This window comes from Bacillus sp. BC05(2025) (genome assembly GCF_056725905.1).
In genome coordinates this window covers 1-2,160 of record NZ_JBWYRA010000032.1, presented here as the reverse complement: position 1 = coordinate 2,160, position 2,160 = coordinate 1, and the positions used below count along the sequence as shown (strand labels likewise).

Sequence of the window (2,160 nt, the reverse complement as noted above, 5' to 3'; positions counted from 1 at the left end):
ACGAGTATGGTTATCTATTTTATGTTTGCATCACTTCGTTATAATACTCAAATAAATGCAACGTTGACTGATATTGAGGTGGTTAAGAGCAGTCTTCAATCTGCAAAAGTGATTCTCATTATTTTTATAGCCATATTTATTATTTACTCTACTAATTTTTTTATAAGGAAGCGTAAAAAAGAGGTAGGATTGTACTCTTTACTAGGTATAACAAAAAAGCAAATCGGTACAATGTTATTTTGTGAGACCATAATAATGGGGAGTGTAGCTTTAGTAATTGGAGTACTAATTGGCAGTTGGTGTTCTAAATTCGCTTTAGAACTGCTAACGAGTTTGATGGAGTTAAAGGTACCCGTTTATTTTGAGTTTTCTATAAAGGCGCTAATAGACACATCCGTAGTCTTTTTAGCTATTTTATTATATACTGCGTGGAAAAACTCTCGCGTAATTTATCAATTTTCTTTAATTGAGATGTTTCAAGCTGATCATCAAGGGGAAAGTATGCAAAAAGTATCTAGAATCATGGCATACATGAGTATTATTTTAATTGGATTAGGCTATTTGTCAGCCTTTTTTATTCGTGAAATCGTAAAATTTGTGAAGCAGCCTAATAGTCCAGAACCTATGTATATCCCGGTTACTATTTTGATTGCAATTGTTATTGGAACATATTTACTATTTACGTCTTATACAGTTGTTATATTAAAGAAAATGAGAAGTAAGAGGACAATGTATTATAATGGTATGAGCATAATAAACATTTCACAGTTATTATATCGAGTAAAAGGAAATGCTAAGTTACTTGTGACAATTGCTATATTAAGTGCCATAGCTTTAACAGCAATTGGGAATGTTACATCAGCATATTTTTATGGACAAGCTGAAGGGAAAAACAAGGCACCGTACAGTTTTTCATATAAAAAACAAGAGGATGCAATTGAAAAGCGCATACAGGCTGTTTTCGAAGCGAATAAGAAAAAAAATTCAATTATCCGTGAATTTGAAGTTGAGATGGTAACAGTTAAGGGAGGGTCTTTTGAGAAAAAAGAAAATACAAGTCTACCTAATCCCCCTTATAAAATCGCATATGATTTTCAAATTATGTCCCAATCTATTTTGAATAAGAATGCTAAAAATATGGGAGTGAAGAAAGTCAACTTAAATCCAGGAGAAGTATTTATATATAATCTACAGCCTGATAAGAATTATGAAAAGGGAAAAAGACTTAAATTACCCCTTGAAGTTGAGCCGGAAATATCTGTCATTCAGGGTATCGAAATGCGTAAACTAACAAATTTAGAAGATTTGGTTGTCATTGTACCTGATCAGCTCTATGAAGTGGTTAAGCAAACACATCAGACCTATATTGTGAAAAATATTGATGTAACACAACAAAAGGATAGTAAAGAATTGACTGAAGGTTTTTTAAAGATTGTTCCTGATGATGATGTTAAAATCGATACTTTCTATAAAACAAATATAGAGGTTATGGAGGCGTATGGGACTATTTTATTTATTGGAGGTTTTTTAGGGGTTGTATTTGTATTGGCAACAGGTTCTATTATCTATTACAAACAATTATCTGAAGCGCATGCTAATCGGGGATATTATGAGACTCTTCGTAAGATTGGTGTTACGAAAAAAGAGGTAAGGACTTCAATTTCAAAACAAGTTCGCTTTATTTTTATTTTACCCTTGATAATCGGAATTGTTCATAGCTTATTTGCTTTACCAATAATAAGCAACATGCCTATATTTAATATCATAATTCCTATATTAATTAGTAGCGGTGTATATTGCATAATTTATTTCGGATATTATGTGTTAACTGTTTATTCGTATTATAGAATTGTTTATAAATAATAAATTATTTGATGTTACGTCAATAAAATAGGAACTAAAACTTACTAAATTTCAAATGGTGAATAAAATAGTTATTTTTAACCATTTTATTCACTAAGTTTAATATTTATTAAATTAATAATTAAATAAAAAATATTAAACTAAAGATAGTAAGGTATTTGAAAAAAATTTTTATTAAAGAGATTTTTTGCATCCCTCCTGCAAATGAAAGATTTCGATGTAGAAACGTGAAATTGTAGAGCCTGGCGCAACACATAGCATTCAAAAAACCCTAAAATAATTTGTCTCCTCAAAGGA

General features: G+C 30.3%; 1 protein-coding gene. It reads left to right on the top strand.

Annotation, left to right across the window (positions count from 1 at the left end):
* A partial coding sequence (locus ACZ76X_RS28950; RefSeq protein WP_479852475.1) for an ABC transporter permease occupies positions 1 to 1,863 on the top strand: 1,863 nt, incomplete at its 5' end.
* Positions 1,864 to 2,160 lie beyond the last annotated feature (297 nt).